Origin of the sequence: Pseudoalteromonas sp. TB41 (assembly GCF_000497975.1) — a bacterium.
GTDB lineage: Bacteria > Pseudomonadota > Gammaproteobacteria > Enterobacterales > Alteromonadaceae > Pseudoalteromonas > Pseudoalteromonas tetraodonis.
The window spans coordinates 41088-65509 of sequence record NZ_AUTH01000069.1 but is presented as its reverse complement, the minus strand read 5'-3'; the positions used below and the strand labels follow the sequence as shown (position 1 = coordinate 65509).

Genomic DNA, 24422 nt, shown 5'->3' with positions numbered 1-24422 from the left:
GACAGTACAATGACTGTATTCCAGATATACATTTCCATATCAATCACACCGCCTATTTTAGTGAACCATAAAGCCGAAGCTATGTTTCATTTTATGACCATCGTTACCTAAGAAGGTTACATCCACAGCATAGTTTGCAGGAGCTAATTTAGGTAGTTTCCATGTAAATTTGCTAGTAGCGACTTTAGAAGGCTCGAATCCAAATTTAAATTCTTCGCCTTGTTTATTGGCCAATGAAACTTTTACAACCCGTACCTCTTTGTTGAACACCAAAGTTAACTCTTCTGGAGGATTCATTAGCATTGCATTATCAGCAGGCACACTTTTTTCAAGATGCACATGCGCAAATACCGCACTACTAAAAACGACACTGATTACGGTTAAAAATTTAATTAGTTTTTTCATATTTACCTCTATTTTAGTTTATTGAAATTGCTATTTATGGTTTCTTAACTTCGCTAAGCATTACTTTTTAGCTCCGCCTTAGAAAGCTCCTTGTTAAAGGCGTTTACTTCGGGCTTTTTAACGATTGAATAAATCGCGGGTAAAACAATTAGAGTTAGCAGGACTGCACTTGTCATCCCACCTACCATTGGTGCAGCAATACGACTCATTACCTCAGAGCCTGTTCCTGTACCATATAAAATAGGCATTAGGCCGATAATGATTGTCGCTACTGTCATCATTACAGGACGAACACGTAATCCAGCACCGTGCAATAAGGCATCTTGATATGCATCATCAGAGATAGGTTCAGCTCGCTCTTCAGCTTTTTCCTTAAGCTCAGCAAGTGCCTGATTGAGATAGACCAACATTATCACACCAATCTCAACCGCTACCCCAGCTAGAGCAATAAAGCCCACGCCAACAGCCACAGAGAAGTTAAACCCTTCCAGATACATCAACCATAAGCCACCAATCATCGCCATCGGCAAGGTAACGATAATGATAGCCACCTCACTAAACGCTCTGAAGTTTAAGTAAAGTAGAATAACAATAATGGCGAGTGTTAAAGGCAATACATAGGTGAGCTTTTCTTTCGCTCTTTCCATATATTCGTATTGCCCAGCCCAAGTAATTGAATAACCTGCTGGTAGTTTTAGATTATTAGCCAAGTGTATTTTTGCACTTTCAACATAAGTACCTACGTCAACACCGTCTATATCGATAAACGTCCAGCCATTTAAACGAGCATTTTCACTCTTAATCCCCGGCGGACCGTTCTCAACTCGAATATCTGCGACATCACCTAGTGCAATGCGTTGACCACTTGGTGTTACAACAGGTAATCGTGATAGCTGCTCAGGAGAGTCTCGATAGTCTTGCGGATAGCGTAAGTTAACAGGGTAACGCTCTTGACCTTCTACCGTTTGGGTAACGTTCATACCACCAATAGCTGTAGAAACCACTTGTTGAACATCTTCGATGTTTAACCCAAAGCGACTTGCCTTATCGCGTGAAATATCAACCTTGATATATCGTCCACCTGCAACTCGCTCTGAGTAAACTGATGCTGTGCCTGTAACTTCGGGTAAAATTTGCTCTATTTGTTGGCCGATTTCCTGAATCACATCAAGCTCTGGTCCGGCGACTTTAATACCCACAGGCGTTTTAATACCTGTTGCCAACATATCAATACGAGTTTTGATTGGCATAACCCAAGCATTCGTTAAGCCCGGAAACTTAACCAATTTATCAAACTCAGCTTTTAAAGATTCTGTTGTAACTCCCTCACGCCACTCTTCTTGAGGCTTCAACTGAATGAAGGTCTCAATCATAGTTAGAGGCGCGGGATCAGTTGCAGTTTCAGCTCTTCCTACTTTACCAAATACTGTTTCAACTTCTGGCACTGTTTTAATTAGCTTGTCTGTCTGCTGTAGAATTTCTCTTGCCTTACCAATAGAGATCCCCGGATATGTAGTCGGCATGTACATTAAATCTCCTTCATCTAGAGGAGGAATAAACTCGCTACCAATCTTATCAACAGGCCAAAAACCGACGATAGTCACTAATATTGCTGCTACAATTGTCGATTTTGGAAACTTCATTACTTGCTTTAAAACAGGCATGTAAATAGCAATTAGCAATCGGTTTAACGGATTTTTCTTTTCTGAAACAATTTTGCCTCGAATAAAGTACCCCATTAATACAGGCACCAATGTGATCGCCAAACCTGCTGATGCCGCCATTGCATAGGTTTTTGTATAGGCGAGCGGAGAGAACATTCTTCCTTCTTGCGCTTCCAAGATAAATACAGGTAAGAATGAGACTGTAATGATCAGTAAGCTAAAAAATAGTGCAGGGCCTACTTCACTCGCAGCCTTAGCAACAATTTGCCAGCGATTTTCATCTGTTAGTGGTGTTTTCTCCATATGCTTGTGCATATTTTCAATCATCACTATTGCGCCATCTGTCATCGCACCAATTGCAATAGCGATACCACCTAATGACATAATATTCGCATTGATACCTTGCATATGCATGATGATAAATGAAGCTAAGATGCCAATAGGTAGAGTGACAACTGCAACAATCGAAGATCGCAAATGAAACAGAAATGCAACACATACAATCGCGACGACAGCAAGCTCTTCGAGCAATTTACTCCATAGGTTTTCTACCGCCTCTCCTATTAAGCCAGAGCGATCATAAACCGTAACTATTTCAACTCCTTCGGGTAAACCTTTTTTTAACTCTTCTAATTTGGCTTTTACTCCATCAATGGTTTTTTGTGCGTTTTCACCAAAGCGCATAACAACCACACCACCAACAACTTCTCCTTCACCATTAAGTTCCGCGATGCCCCGTCTCATTTGTGGACCTAAGTTAACTTCTGCCACATCGCCAATAGTAAGCGGCGTTCCTTGTTCGTTCACACCGAGAGGGATCAACTCTATATCTGAAATACTTTTGATATAGCCAGTAGCGGTAACCATGTACTCTGCTTCAGCCATTTCAACAACAGAGGCACCTGTTTCTTGGTTACCACGCTTAAGGGCCATTTGAATGTGACTAAGTGGTATACCGTAGGCTCTTAACTTATCGGGATCGACTTGTATTTGATATTGTTTAACCATTCCACCAACGGCAGCAACCTCTGACACTCCGGGGACAGTTTGCAATTCATATTTTAAGAACCAATCTTGAATACTACGCAATTGGCTAATATCCAAGTTGCCCGTTTTATCTACAAGAGAATATAGGTAAACCCAGCCAACACCTGTCGCATCTGGCCCTAGTTGTGGACGCGCACTAGCGGGTAGTGAAGGGGCTACTTGACTTAAATATTCAAGTACTCTGCTCCTTGCCCAATATAAGTCAGTGTCTTCGTCAAAGATGACGTAAACAAATGAGTCACCAAAAAATGAATAGCCACGAACAGTAACAGCGCCGGGAACAGACAACATTGCAGTTGTCAGTGGATAAGTAACCTGATCTTGAACAACTTGCGGTGCCTGACCGGGGTAATTCGTTTTAATTATTACTTGAACGTCAGATAAATCTGGTAGTGCATCAACAGGCGTATTCTTTATTGAAAATAGCCCACCACCAATCAAAATTAAGGTAGCTAAGATAACAAAGAAGCGATTGCCAATTGACCATCTAATAATTGATTCAATCATTATTTTTCTCCCAACTTAATGATTCGAGTGATCAACGACCGGCTTATTTTCCTTGCCGTGTTGTTCATCTGATTCAAGAGAAATGTCAGTGATAACTAAGTCATCCCTAACCTCAAAAGTGAAAGTGACATTATCACCAACATTGAAATCAACTATTTCTATATTGTCCGCGACGATAAAATCCATCGTCGCAGCAGGTCTATCCCACTTCTCTATTGGGCCTCGGCTAATATTTAGAATCCGTGTATCAATATCAATCGCATTAATTAAACCTGATACTGTTGCTGATGATACTTCTTCACTCATATCAGCAGGCTCACTCATGATATGAATTCCAGTAACTTCATATCCACCCTCTTCGGTTTTGCTCACTTCAAAGTGCAAAGATTGACCTGACTTTAATGAGTCAATATCGACTTTTTCAGCCACAGTAAAATCCATAACCATTTCAGGCCAATCCCAAGCTTCAGCAGGGCCATGTGAAATATTAACCATGCGGTGCCCTGCCATAACACTATTAACATCCCCTTGTATCCAAACAGAGTTAGGCACTTCATCATGAGTCATTCGTTTAAAGTCAGAGCTTTTACTTGATTCAGAATCAATCAAGAATTGGGCAGATGTCACCACAACGTCATCTTCATTTAAGCCGTCTAATATTTCGATGCTGTCGATATCAACCCGGCCAATAGTCACTTCAATAGATTTAAATTGCCCATCACCTAACGCAAGTACTACTCTGTCCTGTTTACCTGTTCTAATAACGGCTTCTTTAGGCACGAGGATGGTGCTATCAGCTTGATTAGCGTGAATAGAGACTTGTGCAAACATATTTGGTTTTAATTGATAGTCTGTGTTATCAAATTTCAATCTCACTCGGAGTGTGCGTGTTTTACTGTTCAATGTTGGATAAACATAATCAACGACACCAGCCCAGTCCTCACCGGGTAAATAATCCAGTGTCATTGATACAGGAAGTCCTTTTTTAATTAAGGCTGCGTCACGTTCAAACACTTCTGCTTCAACCCAAACTTGATCTAGCTGGCCAATGCTTAATAAGGTGTTTCCCGGCTTTACATAAAAACCTTCTCTAACCTTCAAACCATCGACAACACCTGCTTGTGGTGAATAAAAGGTAATTGTTTGCTGAACCTTTCGTGTCTTTTCTAGCTTTTGAACAAAGTCTGCTGAAAGCTGTAACGCTTTTAGGCGATCTTTGGCTGCTGAAATTAAAGAACTATTGTTGCGCTTTAACGCTATTAACAGCTCTTCCTGAGCATTAACTAACTGAGGAGAATATAGTGTATAAAGAGGCTGCCCTTTCTCTACAGGGTTACCTGCTGCTTTGATGTAAAGTTTATCAATCCAGCCATCAACCCGTGGGTGGATATGAATTAGCTTATCTTCATCATATTGAACATAACCTACCGTTGAGATTTCAGTATGCATATTTTTCAGTTCAACAGGTGCAGTGCGAACCCCAAGGTTATTCACTACATGAGGCGCAATTTTTACTGCTCCGGGGCCAAAGTCATCACCAGATGATCCTTCCTCATACACTGGAATTAAATCCATCCCCATAGGCGACTTACCGGGCTTGTCCCGGCGGTAATTAGAATCCATCGGTGCAACCCAATACAGAGGCTTTTTTTCTCCTGATGTTGCTTCATTACTATTACTGTTTGAGCCAGTACCTTGATATAAACTCAATGCTCCAGCACCAAGTGCTGCCCCAATGATGATGGCAATAATTGTTTTTGTATTCGTTGACATTATTTTTCTCCAAATTGCTGACTGGATAAGTGCTGATTAGTTTTGTGTGAAGTTTGCATCGACTTATGTTCAGCATTTGAGTTAGATTGAGAATGCGCAAAGAAATAGTTGATACGAGCAACTGTTTTAAGTGCGTCAACATCAATTCTTAAAGCTGATATTCTGGTATTTAATTCGGCAATTCTTGCTCGAACAACTTCGGCAAAATCGCCATCATCATTTGTGTAGGCTGTCAATGACGCTTCTGCTTGGTCATGAGTTTGTTTAAGGAGTTGTTCTTGATAGATAGATTGTCTATCTGATAAGCGTTTAAGCTGTCTTAGTTCTTTTTCTAAAACACTGATCATTTGCTTTGTCAGTAATAGTTTCTCGGTTTTAATAGTCTCTGAATCTGCAATAGAAGCTGCAACTTGCTTATCTTGTCTGTTCTCGGTAAACAAGGGTAAATCAAACGTTACCCCAACAGAAAATAAATCAGCTCGGCTATCACCAGAGGGCATATTGTCGCGATAGGCATAACTAGCATTAACACCCCATTGCGGCTCATATTGCTGTTTGGCTAACTCAATTCCTTTTTCTGAAGCTTTGCGTTTTATATCAATCGCAAGTATGGCTGGGTGATTCGAAAGCTCCTGAGCCAATAGATTTCTTGAGTAATTAGATGCTTTTAGGACTGTTGGATTATTCAATTGAATCGAAGGCAATTCTTTTGAGACGCTAAACTCTAATGGTTGCGCGTCAAAGTTGAATGATTCATTCAAACGATCCGCATCGTAAATATGAAGCCACTCATTGAGACGAGCGATTGTCGTTTCTAGTTTCTGCTTTTGCGAAGTTAATCTGTCATCTAACTGCACGATTTCCAACTGAGCACGAATAACATCTTGCTGTCTAGTTTTACCAACAACGTTTGAATAGCTAGCTTTAGCCACTTCCGCCATCTGCTCAAAGAGAGACCAATCATCTTCAATCAATTTAATAGTTTGTTGGGCTAAGTAAGCATCTAACCAAAGTTGTGACACTTGGCTTATCAACTTAGCTTTACGATCCTCTCGTAACAGTGGAAATTTCGTGGACTCAATTTGTAACTGGTCTTTCTTGATCTCTAGACTGTCGCCTCTCGGAAACATTTGAGAGACGCCAACCTTTAGCTGAGTCATTCCTTCCTGATCTAAATCCCAAGTATCTGTTGGTAAATTCATTATCCCTAGCGATACTTTCGGATCAGGCAAAGTACCTGAAGCAATACTTCTATTTTCAACTGCACTTTGTTTCAATCGGCTACCATGAAGCCAAGGATCATTTTGCTGAGCTAAGGTGATAGCTTGTTCAAGCGACACTACTTTCTCAGCTTGAGCTGAGAATACAGATAAGCCGAGTATTAATGCAGTTGAAAGTGAAGTAAGGTTTGAAGAGTTCAATTTCATTAGAATTGCTCCTCGTATGTCTTAACTTTTGCATAGACTTTGCTCGTTCCATCTTTAAATAGAATTAACACGTTGTATGGCATAAAGCGGTCATCGACTTCCATACCGGGAGAGCCAACTGGCATTGCTGGAACTGAAAGCCCAATCGCATTGGGATGTTCTTCTGATAAGAACTGCTGAATAAATTTAGCAGGTATATGACCTTCAAAGGCAAATCCATTTCTACTCACTGCCGTGTGGCATGAACGGTAATTAGGTTTGATACCATACTTAGTTTTGATGTTGCCGATGTTTCGGAAATCTTTGGAATGCGCAACGATCCCTTTGTCTTCAATATGAGTTATCCATTTTTTACAACACCCACAAGTAGGGGTTTTATAAACGATTAACTCCAAAGGTGTTACGTCGTTATTGTGTGCATGGTTATGTTCGTTGGCGTTTGCAAACGCAGGTGAAAGCAGCATTACTACTGCTATTTTTAAATACTTATTGATCATTTTTGCCCCCAGACATCGCTGGAAAATATCTATAGCGCTACGACGCTATATTGACTAACAGAAAAATTAATTACATGTGCGAGAAATTTGGACGCACTAATCCTGTATTAGGCAAAAATTGGTGGACGATAAAGGGAAGTGGAAATTGAATGAGGTTGTTTAGATTGCAGAGCAGCTACAGATTCACTGAATATTTGAATATCTGTCGAATCAATACTGGAATTTAGGACTGTCGTAGATGAGCAAGCATTTGCAGGACAAATACATTCAACGTCACAACAATCTTCTGATTGACCATTACTGCTTTTATTCATATCACCATGATCCATGTTCATGTTCATGTGTGATTCGTGAGAACCTGATGACATTTCGCAATACACAAATGCTTGCCCTACAAAGGCAACCAGCATAAGCGTCATTACTAAGACTTTTGAAAATGCTTTAGACATAAAATTCTCTTACAAATATACATCTCTAATACTAATGCAAATTTTTGACTAAGTCAATTGATGCTGTATAAACATTTATGAATATTTGATTATCGTCAAATTTTTCAAAGAGGTAAGTGACAAATAATAATCTCATCAGACTTCTTATCTTCGCTATTCAATGGCTTTTATTTTGAGACTTAAGTTGCTCTCTCATTTCTAAAACTCGATCTGCCGAATAAGCTCCTGCTCTCATAACAACCAGTTCAACAAATGAAATATCAATTAACTTATGGTCAGCATCAATCACATAACAACTCCCACTATGTGTGTATATTTCTAACTTATCCTCATCAGCAGATTTGCTAACAATCTTTGAAGTCACGATTTGCTGAAATGGCCGAAACCTGAATGTTTCATCTTCAATAACCCCCCCTGATAAAAACTCGCCAAGAAATATTTTTTCAAATTCTTTATAGTCGTAAACAGATACTATGTAGGCATCCTTTAAATATATTCTATCCAACGTATTCCCTTACTAATAACTAGCCGGGAGCATATCTCGCAGCTCTAATAACTCATTAGGAGAATACATACACTCATGCATTAAATTAAACTCAAATGCATTTACATCAAACTCTTTAGATTCAGCATCTAAGATATAAAAGTCAACACCAAAGCACTTACTTTCTAGACCATTGATTTCCAAAACCTTTATCGTGAATAAAGCATCTCCTTCTTTACCATTTTCATTTTCGTCAGCAAATGTGCCGTAAAGCACCCGTTCAACTTTTTCCTCTGTATCAGATTGAATTGAGATAAGTTTTGCGTTGGTTAGTTTTACTCTAGGTCTCATGCTTGAACTCCTTTCATATCTTCTACAGAAAAAGGACGAAAAAAACTTAGATATTTAACCCCATCAACTTTAAGCAAATTGTTGTCAGCATCAAAATGTGACAGAACACTAGATTGATACAACGAAATGTATTTTTCATAATCGATTGTGTTAAAAAAGTTGGTATCAACGCGCCTCGCATAAAAAACAAGATCTTGCTGTTCGATACGAACAATGAACTTCTGATCGCCATCTAGATTTTTGACTCGTAGACATAAATCAGGTTTGTGCCAATCAGATACAAAGGAAGGAATCAATGGGAAGCCATATACCAAATAGCGCATACCTTCGATTTTGAAGGTTGTTGGATTGAACTGAGCCTTATTTACTTTGCCGCTACTGAATAATTCAAGTGTCAACACCAGCCAGTGCACATGCTTAGAAAATGTATTTCCTTCAGAAATACAGCCTTCAAACTCACCATTATGGTTTACATGATTGATGTACATGTATTTTCTAATGTCATCCAAGGAAAGCTTTTCAAACGGAAACTTGCAAGCGATTAGCCTGAAATAACAACCATGAACTTTTAAATCTGCATATTGAACTATCAACGGATCATCAAAGGCATCAAAGTATGGTCGCCACTCTAAGCGGAAGTCTGCACCTGTATTTACAATAAACTTGGCATTTTCAGGCAACCCTAAAACTTGGTATATCACTGAAACTAACTCTAATGTTTCGATATCTACCAGCATCAGGCTTTCAATACGGTTTGCCATTGACTCAATTTCTTTATGAAGCGATTCAATAATTTCTTGATCATCGTATTCGTTGATCATTAAATATTTCAGGGAATCGTGCTTTAGAATTGAGTCCAGCTTTTTCTTTTCAAATACTTCAGAGAGATATTTATGGGTATCAGAAAAATGAGGGCAGTTATAAACACCTCTAGCCCACAGGCCTTGGGCGTAAAGATCAGGAAACTCTAATAACTCAGCAAACTCTTTTGCTTGTTTATTGAGCTTATTCTTTAATTGATAAAGTGAGATCACTTAGTTCTCCAAACAACTTTCCAATAAACAATGGCCTACCAACACATTGCTTTATTTATTGTTCAAATAACCAAATTTTTACGGATGCTCCGCTTCACTGTTCACGTTTTTCAAGGCGAAAAACATGTGTAGGCGTAGGCTGTCCGCACAACCTTTCACTCATAATATCGCTAAATTTTTAAATGGCAACTTACGGATTTGTACAAAATCAGTCAGAAATTTTGGCTTTGAACTCATCAAAGCTAAGTCCGAAAAGGGATATGACTAATTCTTCATTTATATTGGAACCGGGAAATTTTTTTTCAAAATTTCCAATGATGCTATCTAGGTGGCTAGCTAATATTTTTACTAAAAATATTTCCGAGTTTGGTGAGAGAGCAGACAGTGCTATCAATGGGTTGTCAAAGGATTCAGCTTTTATTTTTACTAGTAAATCGCTGTAACTGTTACAGTCATACAGACAAATAGCTAGGGCTTCTTGGGCTTGTCCAAGGGGAATAGTTAATAATTTAGATAATCGTTTTGCCTGCCTTTTTATATTTACTAGCAGGTCTTCTTTATTAAAAGACATCAATACACCAAAAAACGGCAACGCTAGGCCACGCACCTATGTCACTCAGTTTTTGTGAATATTTAATCTTTTAGTTCAGAGTAAATCCATTTCGTCCTGTTTTCGTGGGAACGGGCTTCTCTGAAAAGCCACTGCAAAAAGCAGTGGCTATTGTCGCAATATTATAAGGAAATGTGAATTGTAGTTTGATGCCTACATGTTCTTTTCAGTGAATTCAGCCAAGCTACTACGCTCTACTTCATCAAATATCAATACTGAGCCTTTTTCATAGTTTCTATACACGTTAACAGCCGCGCTAGCACCTGAAGATGCGGGTGTGACAAACTTATCATCAATCTGGGCTAAGTTGCCCAACACGATTGTGCGACAATTTTTGCCACCACGGCTTAACATGCCCTTAATTTGCGCTCTAGTCATGTTTTGAGCTTCATCAATGATTAAAACAGCATCGTCTATTGAACGACCTCGGAAGTAAGCCATACTAGTAAATTCTATATTGGCTTTTTCGATCACATGCTCAACAGTTGCACTAATATTACCTTCATTGTTATCACCTGAATGCATTGATATAAGCGCATCTGTTATACCTGCTAATAACGGCATTGATTTCTCTGTCAGGTCACCGGGTAAAAACCCCGGATCATCGTCCATAAAGTCTCTGGAGCGCACCACAACGATTTTTTTGTACTTTTTTAACTCCAATACTTGATGCAGCGCCGAAGCAACTGCTAAAAAAGTTTTTCCGGAGCCAGCAGGGCCAAGGATGATATTTAAGTCATAATATGGATCTGTTAATTGGCTTAAAGCTACTGCCTGACGCTGATTTTTAGGCAAAATGCCCCATACTTTTTCTTGTTTACGAGGCAATAACTTTGTGAATACCTCAGTATCTGTTACTTCTGAAATTCGCCCAATGTGTCCAGCTTCATCGTACCAATACATGTTTGGCTGAACTTCATCATTAAATAGACTTATTGGGAAAGTATAAACTTCTCCTGAAACCTTGAAGTCTTTGTCTGATTTAATTCGATCAAAAAGATCTCCTTTAAAGGCTTGTACCCCTGTGTATAAAAGATCAATATCTGATATTTGATTATCTACGGCAACGTCTTCTGCCATGACCCCTACGGTTCGAGCTTTCAAGCGCATATTAATGTCACGGCTAACAATTACTACGTCTTTATCTAAGTCCTTCTGAAGATACAGTGCATAGTTAATTATTCTATTGTCAGCGTCACTTCCAATACCGTGCTTTAACTCTTTAGCCATATCGAGCTGGGTATCAATTCCAATAAACAGTTTTCCTCGTTTAGCTGTTTCAGTAGAAGGCAGTGGAATACCAGCTTCCATCTCTTCTGCACTGTGCCCATTTATTATATCTTCAAGCATACGAATACATACACGAGCATCAGCACTAACCGATTTGTTAGTTCTTTCTTTTAAGTTATCTAATTCTTCTAGAACTGTTAGACAGATGTAAATATCATCTTGATATGACAGGATACTTTTTGGATCATGAACCAACGCAGACGTGTCAAGAACACGAGGGTTTCGGTTTTCAACAGAGCTTTTCATGACGCAGCCCTCCAAAAGTTTGCATCGTTGCTAGAATGCGTGTTGTACTTACATCCCAAATAACAAATACTCTGTAAAGATTGGCTATTGTGGGAATGCTTAAAGTCGTTACAAAAATCCATGTTTAGAGAAATTCTTTTTACTTTTTCTACAGGCCAATAAAAACAAGGGGGTAAAAACTTTAAAATCTTTCCAATTCGGGGTTGTAAAATCACCACCGCATTTTGAATACTTCGCCCACGCATAAAGTTCACCGACTTAAACTGAATATTGGCTTTTTCCATAATGTAATTACGACTCGAAATTGGGTTCTCATCTCCTTTATGCAACACCTCCAAGGTATCGGTGATCGCCGCTAACCATGGCGCCATTTTTTCTTCCTCAGTGCCAGGTAAAAAGCCTATTGATTCAGCAATTTCAGGGGTATTACGGGTTACAATGACTTTGTCGTAAATACCTTTTTCAATCACCATCTCTAGCGCACACGCAAGTGCCAGTAAAGTTTTACCACATCCCGCTGGACCGGTTAAAATAACAAGCTCAATAGACGTGTCGAGCAAGGCATCAATAGCCATTGCTTGGTAAATATTTTTTGGTTTTATTCCCCATGCACTTTGATGCATCAATCGCTCTGCGCCAATATCTTTAATGGTAATATGCTCACCATCATACGATTTAACTCTAGCGGCAAACTGATCGCCATCATCAAGTAAATATTCATTACAAAACACATCAGGAATTAAATCTTTAGGGATATGATGAACTGTTTCACGTCCGTGTTGCTCAGTATTACACTGGCCGACATGCTGCCAAAAATCGCCCTCAATTTTTTTATAACCACTGGTGAGTAAATCAATATCGTCAATTAATTGATCAGTACGATAGTCTTCAACATATTTAAGCCCCGCCCCTTTGGCTTTTAAGCGCATGTTAATATCTTTAGTTACTAATATGACTTTTTTATCGCTGTGCTGGTTTTGTAAATGCACCGCACAATTAATAATACGGTGGTCGTTTTCATTGCCCGGCAAACCAGAAATAGAATCGGCAAATAAATGGTCGTTTACAATAATTAAGCTGCCTGTCGATCCGCCTTGTTTATTCCTTGGCAGCGCCACACCTTGTAACATTTGTTCGGGAGTTGCCTGACTCAACACCCCATCAAGGCCACGAATAGCCACGAATAGCCACTCGCGCATCGCGGCTCACATCGTGTTTTCTATCTTTTATATGATCAAGTTCTTCCAATACGGTCATTGGGATAACAACTTGGTGCTCTTGGAATGACAAATACGCGAGGGGTTCGTGAAGTAATACATTGGTATCTAGCACATACATTTTACTATCAAAATTTGAAGCTTTTCCCATAGTACTTTCCTTACGTTTTATGATTTTTATGCTATACCCAATAAACTAATCAGTGGTTACTAATAAACTTGATTAATTACTTAGATATAATTTGAGTTTAGTCTATTTGTCATAAAAGTCTGTTTTATGACAAATATCATTTAGTTTGAATTTTCCACAAAATCGACGCACTAATGAGCGCTTAGGGTTGGTAATAATTCATACTTATAAAATTAATTAAAAGTCAGGCAAATAGCGCCTTGCAGTGGTGTTATCTAACAGGTAACATAGCCGCCTTTTTCTTCATAGACGAGACATACATGAATTTTTCCTTAGGTCAGCGTTGGATAAGTGACACAGAGTCAGATTTAGGATTGGGCACCGTTGTTGCCATTGATGGCCGCCAGGTCAGTATTTTATTTCCTGCCAGTGGTGAAAACCGTGTTTATTCTTCTGCAGAAGCACCGGTAACCCGCGTAGCATTTAATCCTGGTGATGTGATCCGAAGCGTTGAAGAATGGGAATTACAAGTCGAGTCTATTGAAGTGCAGGGTGAGTTATTGTGCTATCACGGAGAGCGTGTTGATACCGGTGAAAAAGTACAATTAAAAGAAACTTTTTTAGATCACTTTATCAAGTTCAATAAACCGCAAGACCGCTTATTTGCGGGCCAAGTAGACCGTTTTGATCGGTATACTTTGCGCTATCAAACCTGGTTACATCAGTTTGAACGTCAGCAATCACCTATTAAAGGCTTAATTGGTCAACGCGCTAATCTTATTCCGCATCAGCTTTATATTGCTCAAGAAGTCGGTAAACGTTTTGCACCACGGGTATTACTGTCTGATGAAGTAGGCTTAGGTAAAACCATCGAAGCGGGCATGATTTTACATCAACAAATTATCACCGGTCGTGCCAGCCGTGTACTTATTGTTGTGCCTGAGAACTTACAACACCAATGGTTAGTAGAAATGCTACGCCGTTTTAATTTACGTTTTTCAATTTTTGATGAAGAACGCTGCGACGAAGCGTTTGCTGATTCACCCAATGTATTTGATACCGAGCAACTGGTACTTACTAGCCTTGAGTTTTTAACCAAGAAAAAACGCTGGTTTGAACAAGCTACGTTGGCCGACTGGGATTTATTAGTAATCGATGAAGCGCATCATTTAAGTATTAATAACAATAAACCTAGTGCCGAATACCAACGTATGGCTGAGCTGAGCCAAGATATTCCAGGGCTAATTCTTCTTACCGCTACGCCAGACCAACTGGGTCATCGTAGTCATTTTGCTCGTTTACAACTGCTCGACCCAGATCGTTTTTACGACTATGACGTGTTTAAAGAAGAAGAAGCAAACTACAAAGACGTTGCCGAAGCTGCTAATCAGTTATTACAAGAACAAGCACTGGATGACAGCGCAAAGGCCACATTAATTGAGCTATTAAAAGAAACAGATATCACCGATATCCTTGAAAAAGCCCAACAAGGCGACCTTGCTGCACGCAAAGAAATACTCAATATGTTATTAGATCGCCATGGCACTGGACGCATATTATTTAGAAATAGCCGCAGTGGCATTGATGGCTACCCTAGCCGTAAATTACATGCCTACCCAATGGCATTACCTAAGCAATACAAAACAGCAATGACCGTACTGGGTAATATGAGTGGCATTCAAAATGCCGAACTCAGTGCGCAACGTGCACTTTTCCCTGAAAAAATATTTCAAGAATTTGAAGGTGAAAGCGCAAGTTGGGGATTATTTGACCCCCGTGTAGATTGGCTAATCGAAACGCTAAAAACACTCAAGCGTGAAAAAGTACTGCTTATTTGTGCTAAAGCCGAAACAGCAATTAGCCTGGAGCAAATATTACGTGAACGCGAAGCAATTAAAGCCTCTGTGTTCCACGAGGGCATGTCGATTATTGAACGTGATCGCGCTGCGGCATTCTTTGCCGATGAATACGATAACGCACAAATATTACTGTGTTCAGAAATTGGTTCAGAAGGTCGTAACTTCCAGTTCTCACATCACTTAGTGTTATTTGATTTACCACTCAACCCCGATTTACTTGAGCAACGTATTGGTCGATTAGACCGTATAGGGCAAACACAAGATGTGAACATTCACGTGCCTTACTTTGAAAACACAGCACAAGAAGTACTACTGCGTTGGTATAACGAAGGCTTAGATGCGTTTGAAAGCACATCAACCACTGGGCAGTTGCTGTATAAAGAGTTTAGCGAAGATTTACTTGAGTACATTGCAGCTCATAATTGTGATGAAGATGAGCTAGATCCACTCCTTGAGCAAGTAGCACAAAAGAATGCAATATTACGTAAGCAAATGGAAAGTGGTCGAGATCGCTTACTAGAGCTACATTCATCGGGACAAGGTGCTGCTGACTCACTTGTAGCTGACATTGAAAAGCTCGATAACCAGTTTGAACTGCCAAGCTACATGATCAACGTGTTCGACACCTTTGGTGTAAGCCAAGAAGATAAAGGTGAAAACACCATTATTTTAAAGCCCACTGAGCACATGTTAAACGCTTCGTTCCCATCGCTAAAAGACGATGGTATGACAGTAACCTTTGACCGCGATACCGCGCTTTCTCAGGAAGATGTGCACTTTATTAGTTGGGATCACCCTATGGTGCAAGGCACTATGGATATGATTTGTGATGATGATTTTGGTAGTTCATCGGTGGCGTTACTTAAAAACAAAAAGTTACCACCAGGCACCTTTTTTGTTGAGCTAATATTTGTTGCCGAAGCCATGGCACCAAAAGTCCTGCAAGTGGGTCGCTTTTTACCCCCTACGCCAATTCGTATTTTACTCGATAAGAGCAGTAATAACTTAGGTGAAAATGTTGGTTTTGATGGCTTTAATCAGCAACTATCTGCGGTAGGTCGTCAAACAGCAAGTAAATTAGCCGGTGCATTGCAAAGTGCGGTTCATCCAATGATCAATACCGCAAAAGACATGGCGCAACAAAAGCTGGATTTTATTCGTGCCGAGTCATTAGCAAAAATGCAAACATCGTTGAGCGAAGAGCAACAGCGATTAGTTGCACTGAAACAAATTAATCCAAACATTCGCCAAGAGGAAATTACCTTTTACGATAAACAACGCAATGAGCTCACCGCACATATTGAAAAAGCGCAGTTAAAACTCGATGCGATTCGTTTGATTGTGGTTTCGCACTAGAGAACCTAGCTGTCAGTCGTTAGTTAAAGATTACTAACGTGTGTGTATAAAAAGAAAGCGCGATATTTATATCGCGCTTTTTACTTGAGCCTAAGACCTCACTCCACTAAAATAGCGCACTTCAAAATCACTGAGGTCTGCCGTGTTAGTTAACTACAATCCCCCTATGAGCCCGTATTTAACTATACTGTTTCAAGACGATGATTTACTTATTGTAAATAAGCCTAGCGAGTTACTCACCGTACCAGGTAAAGACCCAAAACATGCCGATAGCTTAATTAATCGCGTCAACCGTGTTTTTCCTACGGCTAAAATTGTTCACCGTTTAGATATGGCTACCTCAGGAATACTTTGCTTGGCAATGAACAAAGCCGCTCATCGGCATTTAAGTATGCAATTTCAAGAGCGCGAAACGGCAAAACGTTACATTGCGCGAATTTATGGACAGCTTGAAAATGAAACCGGCTCCGTTGATTTACCGCTTATTTGTGATTGGCCGAACCGCCCTAAGCAAATGGTTGATCACGACAATGGCAAACCTTCGCTTACCCATTTTAAAGTGCTTGAACGTGAAGTACAGGCAACCCGTGTAGAGCTTACTCCTATTACAGGGCGTTCCCACCAGCTGCGAGTACATATGCTAAGCTTAGGCCACCCTATTTTAGGCGATCGTTTATATGCCCACAAAGACGCACTTGCTGCGGCACCTCGATTACAGCTACATGCACAAATGCTGCAACTAAAGCATCCTGTTACAGAGCAAGTACTCACGTTTGAAGCTGACCCCGACTTTTAATACGGATTAATCTTTTAGTTATTTGTAGTAAATAGCTAAACTTTAAGAGTGCTACGCCGATACATAAATAAGATTTAAATTAAAAGCTTATTATGTTTATTACGCAGATGTTTAAAGTCATTATTACTACTCTTTCGCTTGGCTGTGCATTAATCAGTTTTCAAGTACTTAGTGCTGAGTATCTCGCTCCTCCTCCCTTTTCAAAAAATATTGATGCGGATATCTCTCACCTAGCCCAAAGTGATGAAGTAAAGTCTATTTTAGCTGGTGATACTGAGTTTTTAACTTTATACAGTGAATATATGAGCGCCGACTTTAGAGGGGTAGTCATACTCATTCCTGACTGGCAATCAACGCCCACAAACAATTCCGGCATGAACTTTTTGCGTAAAGAGCTGAATAATCATGGGTACACTTCTTATGCGATGACAGTTCCTGATATAGATTGGCAAGCAGCCCAAGATGACACAGCAAAAACGACTAATGATTCTGTGGGCACAAATGATGAAACAGCCAACGCAAATACTAAGCCAAACACCAGTACACAAAAACAGCCCCATCATGCTGACTATGTTGAGCAAGTAAATACTGAGGTGGTAGACAATTACAAGTTAAAACTACTCGCTCGCTACGACGCTTTATATCAGCAGGCTGCGATTGAGTCTGAGAATATTGTTGTTATTGCACAAGGCACCAGTGCTGGGGTGTTATTGGAGCATTACGCTGAGTTTTCAGACTCAAAAATAAACGCCTTCATTAGTTTGAGCAGTTACCTTCCTAATACAAAACGCAATGCAAAGTTAAGCCAAATAACATCTTTGGTCACCCCCGCTTTGTTAGATATTTATTTTGCTACAGACAGTAATGATATTTTAATGAATCTTAAAAACCGCCAGCGTTGGGTTAATCGAAATGCAAAGTTTGATTATCGCCAGCGCCAGCTGTTTGGATTACGCGATGCGCCGCAGCAACATGCGCGGCTAAGCAAAGAAATAGACGGGTTTTTACGCCGCCTTTTTTAAATACTCGTATGCCGCTTGAATATCTTGGCTTTTTTTAACCGCGACTTCCATCATATGCTTAGGTAAACCTTGCGATACGAGCTTATCAGGATGGTGCTGAGCCATGAGCTTTCGGTAGGCTACTTTAATATCACGTTGCGATGCGTCTTTATTTAACCCTAATAAGGCCAATGCTTGCGAACGGTTCATATCATTACTTGGTGGTACATGATGCCCTGAGCCTTCACGGTAGCTGCTACTTTGACTTTGCTGCTGTTTAAAACGCTGTTGTTGCTGCCTAAAGTTAAACTCTGCTTGATAACGTTTTAATACAAAGGCAAAGTGTGCTTTAGACACACCTAGCTGCTTACTAACTTCTTGCAGTAATTGCTTTTCTTGTGCAGCAAGTACCCCGTCAGAAAACGCCATCTGGATTTGAATTTCTAAAAATAACTGCAGTAAATCATAACGTTTAGCAAAACGTTCTTTAAAATCATAAACCGTATCTTTGAGTGAAAAGTCGCTGTCTTTACCCGATTGAAACGCCTGCTGCGCTTCACGGCGCTCTTCGCCTTTTAAGCCCATTTCATCCATAAACAGCGTCGCTGCTTTAATGTGGGTTTCGCTAACACGGCCATTCGACTTGGCAATATGTCCCATTACCGCAAAGCAACTCGAAAAAAACAACGCTTGGCGTTCGTTAACATCATCGCCTTTAAAAAGGTTAGAAAAGCCGCCAGCTTTATCAAAGTCTTTTTTTAAGCTTTTATCAAACATATGGCCTAGGTATAAGCCTAAAATGGCACCAAATATTTTGCCAAACATAAAACCAAAACAGAAACCGAGAATTTTTCCCCACATTTTAAAACTTACCTCTAATGTTTTATATTTAGCTTATGGCGCTAGTTGTTGGTTAAGAGCCGATAAACGCTCTGGTGTGCCTATATCGTCCCATTGGCCAATATAGAGTTCAGTGGAGACTAAATGTTCATTTAATTTTTCACGTAGCAAAGGGCCTAATGGCCGAATGCCTGGGGCTAGCCCCTCAAAAAAGTCAGCTTGATAACGCCCTATCCCTGAAAAGGTATACCGCTGGCTATTTGTCGGTAAGTAGCTCAGTGCAAAATCGCCATCAGGATTATGCGCAGGGTTTTCAACCAATACAATGTGCGCCTCTTTAGGCTGTAAATGTAGCTGCATTAATGCACTGACATCGTAGTCGCTGTAAACATCCCCATTAATCACAATAAATGATTCACCAAGTAAAGGAAGCGCTTGAATAATACCGCCTGCGGTTTCAAGCCCGCCCGTCACTTCTTGGCTATAGGTTATAGTCACGCCCCACGCGCGCCCATCTGCAAAATAGGTTTTTATTTTATCCCCTTGCCACGCAAGGTTAATTATTATTTGAGTAATACCTGCAGCCTTTAGGCGCATAATATGATGCTCAATCAGTGGTTTTCCCGCTACACATAACATAGGCTTAGGTAACTCTGCGGTGAGCGGCATCATACGTTTACCGCGCCCAGCGGCTAATATCATCGCCTTCATGGTTGTTCCTCTTTTAACCGCTGTTGCACTTTTGGCACCACGCTAGTTTTTATCAAAGCCGATAAGTCGCTAAGCTCAGGGTATTGTGCCGCCACCTCTATTACGTATTCAAGTGTAGGGAGTATATTTGCTAAGTAACCTTGTTTACCATCACGCAAATATAAACGACAAAAAATACCCGCCGCTTTTAAATGGCGCTGTAAACCCGTTAAATCAAACCAATATTTAAATTCTGCAAATGATTCATGAGTTAAACCTTGGCGCTTAAATTCGTCATAGCCAAACTCGAGTAAGTGAGTAAGCTCGTCATTAGGCAACTTAAAGTAACAATCTCTTAAAAGCGAGACCAAGTCATAACATAATGGGCCTTGTACCGCGTCTTGATAATCAATAATCGCCCATTGCTGCTCGCAGCGCATAATATTACGACTGTGATAATCCCGGTGCATTGTGACTGTAGGTTGCTCAAGCAGTGTATTTATTAGCAGCGCAGTGCTTGTTTGCCAAGTCTGTTGCTGCTCAGCGCTGAGCTCTGCGCTAATAAAATCATTAACCAGCCAATTTTTAAAAATATCCAACTCTAATGCAATAAAGTCACGGTCATACGGATTCATTGACGGCGCGGCTGGAGTTTTTGCCCACTTGGCACTTAAACTGATCAGTTGCTGGTAATATTCGCTGCGATTGCCATCATCAAGCAAGTCAGCTAAATGGGTGCTACCTAAATCACTTAGAATAAAAAAACCTTGCTGCTCGTCACTATGAATAATGGATGGTAATAAAAACCCCTGCTCAGAAAACACCTTGTTTAATGCAATATAAGGGACGTTGTTAACTTTTTTTGGATCGGAGTCCATCACAATAAAGTTTTTATTTTCAGCGTTTAACCTATAATAACGGCGAAAACTGGCATCTGCGGTTATTGCATTAAGCGCATAGGATTGCTCACCAAAGTGAGTATTAATAAACTGTTGTAAACTCTCAAAGCGTGTCATTTTATAAGCTATCTATTTTTCACTAATTACTTTGCCATTGTTTTCCTTTATTATGTATAGCTTGTAACTAATCACAGAGCATAAAGGTCGATAAATGAGCAAAACCTGGGGCATTTTGATGCTAAGCGTACTGAGCGCACCATCGCTTGCCGAAACTGAACTGACACACAATTTTTGTGGCACTTCAATGCAAACCAGAGCTTGGCAACCGCTTGCTGGCCTTGAGCTTGGAACGGTTGATATCAGCGCTGATGACGTTGAGCTTTTAGGCACACAAAGCGCTGAATTTACTGGCAATGTTGATATTAACACCGTTAACATGAGTTTGTCCGCACAATCAGCACTGATTGATAAACAACGTGGCCTGCTTAATGCCACTGGCCCAATTACCTATCGCGATTATGTAAGCCACGTACAAAGTTCGGGCTTAAATGCCGATTTAAACAACTCAGCATTTAGTTTATTAGGCGCACAATACAGCCTAACACAACAACAAGGCAAAGGCGGCGCGGAAAAGCTCACCATCGATAAGTCTGGCTTAATGCTGATGAATGCAAGCTTTACTGCGTGCCCAGGTAATACGCCTATGTGGGCTATTGAAGCCGATGAAATAAACTTATCACGTGAAGAAGGCTGGGGCGAAACCTACAATGCCGTGCTACGTATTTTAGATACGCCGGTACTCTATTTACCTTATTTTACTTTCCCACTCGATGAGCGCCGTAAGTCAGGCTTATTAACGCCCAGCTTTTCAAGTTCAGATCGCTATGGGTTAGAAACGATTACGCCTTATTATTGGAATATTGCCCCTAATTATGATGCCACTATTACCCCGCGTTATATGTCACGTAAGGGGCTACAATTACAAACTGAATTTAGATATTTAACCCCAGAGCACCAAGGTTTAGTGGCTGTAGAATATTTAAATCAAGATGACTCAGAGCCTGAGCTTAACGAGCGTTTTTTGTTTCATTGGCAACAAAAAAGTTATATTGGTGAAGACTGGCGAGCCAGTATTGATATTACCAATGTTAGTGATGACAACTACCTAACTGATTTAAACTCCGCTTATGTCAGTAAAACCGATACGCAGCTTTATCGTACCGGCTCGCTAACCCATATGGGCGAAATGTGGCGTACTGATATAAAAGTGCAAAACTTTGAAGTACTCGGTGACCACTTAGAATCATACACGGCGTTACCACAAATTAGCTTTACCCAAACCACCCCTTGGAAAATTGATTATTTCGATTTTAGTGTTTCAGGCGAGCTGAGCCATTTTACTAACAGCTCTGCGGTAATTGACCAAGCCACTCGTGTGCATATAGAGCCTAAAGCACGCTTTGATTACAAAGAGTATGCATGGTCGTTTTTATCTGAAGTGAGCTTATTGCAAACTAACTATAAACAAGACGGTGATTTACAGGGTACACAGTATAGCGATAATGTTTCGCGTACTTTGCCAAAAGTGCGCTTATATTCTCAGCTTAACTTTGAGCGCGACACCTCAATTTTTATCGACGATGGTATTCAAACTCTAGAGCCACAAATTCAGTATTTATATACGCCTAATAAAGATCAGTCTGACATTGGCTTATACGATACCACCAAGTTACAAGATGACTTTTTTGGTTTATTCAGGGATGCGCGTTTTTCAAGTGTTGACCGAATTGCCGCAGCTAATCAATTTACGCTCGGGGCTACAACGCGTTTATTTGATAAGAAAAATGAAGAAGTATTTAACTTCAGCGCAGGCCAAATATTTTATTTAAGTGATTCAGCCAAGCCTACAGAGCAAGGGCTTAATAGCGATAGTAACTACAATGCCTTGTTTGCAGCGCAAACCATGTTACATTGGCACCGCCGCTGGTATTTATCGGGTGGTATTCAGTACGACACCGATGGCAAGCAAATTATCCAGTCAAATTTAACCTTAGACTATAAAGGTGACGATAATCAGCTGGTTCAATTGAACCATCGCTATGCAAATGATGTCTCAGGAAATACAATCGAGCAAGCGGGCTTATTTACAAGCATCCCTATCAGTGACGAGTGGCAATTTATTGCAAGTTACCATCGCGATCTTGATAATAACCGCAGTATTGAAGTATTTAGTGGATTACAGTATGAATCGTGCTGTTGGGCGTTCCAAATTACTGGCCATCGCCAAATTGAAACTGATTTAAATCAGTCAATTGGGCAACCCCAAGCCACTTTTGATTCGAGTATTCGTTTGAATTTTGTATTAAAAGGGCTTGGTAGTAAAAGCCGTTACGATGCTCAAAAATTATTACAACAAGGTATTTTTGGTTATCGTAGGCCGTATTTTCTTAATGACTAAACTGCTTTATTTATAGTAACAATTTACAAATAACTATATCTATTTAGCCGTATTTAGCATTACAACAGTACTATTAGTAAGAGTAGTAAAAAGAATATGAATTTAAAAAAATTATTAACATCAGCAGTTTTAACGTTCAGCTTATGCCAAAGTGCATTTGCCGCCCCTGTCGAAATAGATAAAGTAATTGGTATTGTAAACCAAGGCGTTATTTTAAAAAGTGAAGTAGACACCATTGTTGATCGCGTAAAAAAACAAGCAGAAGAACAAAACCAACAGCTGCCAAAAGACGAAACACTGCGTGTTCAGGCGATTGAACGCTTAGTAAATCAAACCTTGATGATGCAGATGGCTGAGCGTATGGGCTTAGAAATTTCAGATAGCCAGCTTGACCAAACCCTTGCCAACATGGCTAAAGAGCAAGGCGGTACAATTGCTGATTTGCGTCGTACTATTGAAGCGTCGGGTGAGAGCTTTCAAGCTTACCGCGAAGAAATTCGTAAAGAGATAACCACGCAACAAGTTACGCGTGCAAACGTAGACCGCCGTATATATGTAAGCGACCAAGAAATTGATAACTTACTAAAAATTATGGATAGCCAAGGCCAAAATGCCGAAGAATATGATATTGGTCATATCCTTATCGATATTCCAAGTGGTGCAAGTGCAGACGACGTAAGCTCAGCAAAAACACGCGCAGACAAAGTTATTGAACTGCTGCAAGACGGCCAAGAATTTAAGCGTATTGCCATTTCATCATCAAGTGGCTCAAAGGCCCTTGAGGGCGGCCAATTAGGTTGGATGGGCATTAACGAAATGCCATCGTTATTTGCAGAAGCTGTAAAAGGTAAAAAGAAAGATGCGATTATTGGTCCACTTCGTTCCGGTGCGGGTTTCCACATCATTAAAGTACAAGACGTACGTGGCCGCCAAGTAGTAGAAACCACTGAAGTTAAATCTCGTCATATTCTTATTAAGCCTTCAATCATTTTAAGTGAAGAAAAAGCACGCACTATGCTAGCAGGCTTTGTTAAAGATTTACGCGCCGGCGATGCTGACTTTGCAGAACTTGCTAAAGAGTACTCACAAGACCCAGGTTCAGCACTTAAAGGTGGTCAATACGATTGGACTGATCCAACCACCTACGTGCCTGCGTTTAGAGATACGTTACTATCACTTGATAAAAACGAAATCAGCGAACCATTTAGAAGTCAGTTTGGCTGGCACATTGTGCAGTTACTAGATAAACGTGTTGCAGATAAGACCGAGCAAGCTAAACGTAATCGTGCACATGGCATGTTGTTTAATCGTAAATTTAAAGAGGAAAGCTTTAACTGGCAGCAAGAAATGCGCGAACAAGCCCATGTTGAAATTTTCCCAATAGACGAATAA

Annotated in this window: 19 protein-coding genes and 1 pseudogene; 5 read left to right on the top strand and 15 right to left on the bottom strand. The window is 40.2% G+C overall.

Annotated elements, in window-relative coordinates:
* Positions 1–57: 57 nt before the first annotated feature.
* The 12 genes and pseudogenes from L641_RS0109455 to L641_RS22285 all read right to left on the bottom strand — a co-directional run bounded on the left by L641_RS0109455 (position 58) and on the right by L641_RS22285 (position 13152).
* Positions 58–405, bottom strand: a complete 348-nt coding sequence (locus tag L641_RS0109455; protein ID WP_024601764.1) for a copper resistance CopC family protein — start codon at positions 403–405, stop codon at positions 58–60.
* A gap of 53 nt (positions 406–458) precedes the next feature.
* Positions 459–3623 (bottom strand): efflux RND transporter permease subunit, encoded by a 3165-nt coding sequence (locus L641_RS0109450; protein ID WP_024601763.1) that lies wholly within the window; start codon positions 3621–3623, stop codon positions 459–461.
* Between the two features lie 15 nt (positions 3624–3638).
* A complete protein-coding gene (locus tag L641_RS0109445) occupies positions 3639–5396 on the bottom strand; it encodes an efflux RND transporter periplasmic adaptor subunit (RefSeq protein ID WP_024601762.1) in 1758 nt (585 codons plus the stop codon).
* Positions 5396–6823 carry a TolC family protein gene (locus L641_RS0109440; protein ID WP_024601761.1) on the bottom strand — a complete coding sequence of 476 codons (1428 nt, stop codon included), beginning with the start codon at positions 6821–6823 and terminating at the stop codon, positions 5396–5398. The genes L641_RS0109445 and L641_RS0109440 overlap by 1 nt, the downstream gene beginning before the upstream one ends.
* On the bottom strand, positions 6823–7320 hold the full coding sequence (locus tag L641_RS0109435; RefSeq protein ID WP_004589252.1) for a DUF411 domain-containing protein: 498 nt from the start codon (positions 7318–7320) through the stop codon (positions 6823–6825). Before L641_RS0109435 ends, L641_RS0109440 begins: the two co-directional genes overlap by 1 nt.
* 107 nt (positions 7321–7427) lie before the next feature.
* Positions 7428–7769, bottom strand: coding sequence for a hypothetical protein (locus L641_RS0109430; protein ID WP_024601760.1), 342 nt, complete (start codon positions 7767–7769; stop codon positions 7428–7430).
* A gap of 157 nt (positions 7770–7926) precedes the next feature.
* Positions 7927–8274, bottom strand: a complete 348-nt coding sequence (locus tag L641_RS22290; protein WP_016899198.1) for a hypothetical protein — start codon at positions 8272–8274, stop codon at positions 7927–7929.
* 12 nt (positions 8275–8286) lie between these two features.
* Positions 8287–8604 carry a hypothetical protein gene (locus L641_RS0109420; protein WP_008109627.1) on the bottom strand — a complete coding sequence of 106 codons (318 nt, stop codon included), beginning with the start codon at positions 8602–8604 and terminating at the stop codon, positions 8287–8289.
* Complete coding sequence (locus tag L641_RS0109415) at positions 8601–9638, bottom strand: hypothetical protein (RefSeq protein WP_013465892.1); 1038 nt, start codon at positions 9636–9638, stop codon at positions 8601–8603. Before L641_RS0109415 ends, L641_RS0109420 begins: the two co-directional genes overlap by 4 nt.
* 208 nt (positions 9639–9846) lie before the next feature.
* Positions 9847–10209: a hypothetical protein gene (locus tag L641_RS0109410; RefSeq protein WP_024595179.1), complete on the bottom strand. Its 363-nt coding sequence runs from the start codon at positions 10207–10209 to the stop codon at positions 9847–9849.
* Positions 10210–10401: 192 nt separating this feature from the next.
* On the bottom strand, positions 10402–11784 hold the full coding sequence (locus L641_RS0109405; protein ID WP_008464132.1) for a PhoH family protein: 1383 nt from the start codon (positions 11782–11784) through the stop codon (positions 10402–10404).
* A pseudogene (locus L641_RS22285) lies at positions 11781–13152 on the bottom strand (PIN domain-containing protein). The gene L641_RS0109405 and the pseudogene L641_RS22285 overlap by 4 nt, the downstream one beginning before the upstream one ends.
* A gap of 299 nt (positions 13153–13451) precedes the next feature.
* On the opposite strand from L641_RS22285, the gene rapA reads away from it, so the two are divergent.
* The 3 genes from rapA to L641_RS0109385 all read left to right on the top strand — a co-directional run bounded on the left by rapA (position 13452) and on the right by L641_RS0109385 (position 18164).
* Positions 13452–16346 carry an RNA polymerase-associated protein RapA gene (gene rapA / locus L641_RS0109395; protein ID WP_024601759.1) on the top strand — a complete coding sequence of 965 codons (2895 nt, stop codon included), beginning with the start codon at positions 13452–13454 and terminating at the stop codon, positions 16344–16346.
* 142 nt (positions 16347–16488) lie between these two features.
* On the top strand, positions 16489–17142 hold the full coding sequence (gene rluA / locus L641_RS0109390) for a bifunctional tRNA pseudouridine(32) synthase/23S rRNA pseudouridine(746) synthase RluA (protein ID WP_024601758.1): 654 nt from the start codon (positions 16489–16491) through the stop codon (positions 17140–17142).
* Positions 17143–17234: 92 nt separating this feature from the next.
* On the top strand, positions 17235–18164 hold the full coding sequence (locus L641_RS0109385; RefSeq protein WP_024601757.1) for a DUF3530 family protein: 930 nt from the start codon (positions 17235–17237) through the stop codon (positions 18162–18164).
* Here L641_RS0109385 and djlA read toward each other — a convergent pair.
* The 3 genes from djlA to L641_RS0109370 are packed head-to-tail and all read right to left on the bottom strand — an operon-like array spanning position 18147 to position 20689.
* Positions 18147–19004: a co-chaperone DjlA gene (djlA, locus tag L641_RS0109380; protein WP_008113211.1), complete on the bottom strand. Its 858-nt coding sequence runs from the start codon at positions 19002–19004 to the stop codon at positions 18147–18149. The two genes, L641_RS0109385 and djlA, sit on opposite strands and share 18 nt — an antisense overlap.
* A gap of 33 nt (positions 19005–19037) precedes the next feature.
* A complete protein-coding gene (gene murU / locus L641_RS0109375; protein WP_024601756.1) occupies positions 19038–19694 on the bottom strand; it encodes an N-acetylmuramate alpha-1-phosphate uridylyltransferase MurU in 657 nt (218 codons plus the stop codon).
* Positions 19691–20689, bottom strand: a complete 999-nt coding sequence (locus L641_RS0109370; protein ID WP_024601755.1) for a phosphotransferase — start codon at positions 20687–20689, stop codon at positions 19691–19693. The genes murU and L641_RS0109370 overlap by 4 nt, the downstream gene beginning before the upstream one ends.
* Positions 20690–20783: 94 nt before the next feature.
* Here L641_RS0109370 and lptD point away from each other — a divergent pair, with 94 nt between their 5' ends.
* The gene (lptD, locus tag L641_RS0109365; protein WP_024601754.1) at positions 20784–23030 is read left to right on the top strand and encodes an LPS assembly protein LptD; all 2247 of its coding nucleotides are present in this window, start codon (positions 20784–20786) and stop codon (positions 23028–23030) included.
* A 96-nt stretch (positions 23031–23126) separates the two neighbouring features.
* Complete coding sequence (surA, locus tag L641_RS0109360; RefSeq protein WP_008464120.1) at positions 23127–24422, top strand: peptidylprolyl isomerase SurA; 1296 nt, start codon at positions 23127–23129, stop codon at positions 24420–24422.